Annotated in this window: 1 protein-coding gene; it reads right to left on the bottom strand. The window is 70.9% G+C overall.

Annotated elements, in window-relative coordinates; translation table 11 throughout:
• A partial coding sequence (locus LMU33_RS41025; RefSeq protein WP_308280863.1) for a hypothetical protein occupies positions 1 to 264 on the bottom strand: 264 nt, incomplete at its 3' end.
• Positions 265 to 333 lie beyond the last annotated feature (69 nt).

Below are 333 nucleotides of genomic sequence, written 5' to 3'. Positions count from 1 at the left end.
CGAGACACCCGCACCCGAAGACACAGCCGACCGCAGCACCTCGGCAACCTCATGCCGCGCCAGCCCCGCCGGCAGCGTCACAGTGCACACATCCACACCCCGGGAGGACAGCACCGCCGCAACGGCCCCGGCCAGACCGGCGTCCACACCCTCGGCCGGTACGACCACCAGCCACGTACCGGAGACGACACCAGCCGCACGCCCGGTCACCGGCTTCCACACCACCCGGTAACGCCAGCCGTCCACCACCGACCGCTCACGCACCTGCCGACGCCACGCCGACAACGCCGGCACAACCTCACTCAACGGCTGCTCGGCACCAACCTCCAACTC

It is taken from the genome of Streptomyces barringtoniae (assembly GCF_020819595.1).
Classification (GTDB): domain Bacteria; phylum Actinomycetota; class Actinomycetes; order Streptomycetales; family Streptomycetaceae; genus Streptomyces; species Streptomyces barringtoniae.
The sequence above is the reverse complement of the archived record's forward strand: the minus strand, read 5'-3'. Positions and strand labels throughout refer to the sequence as shown.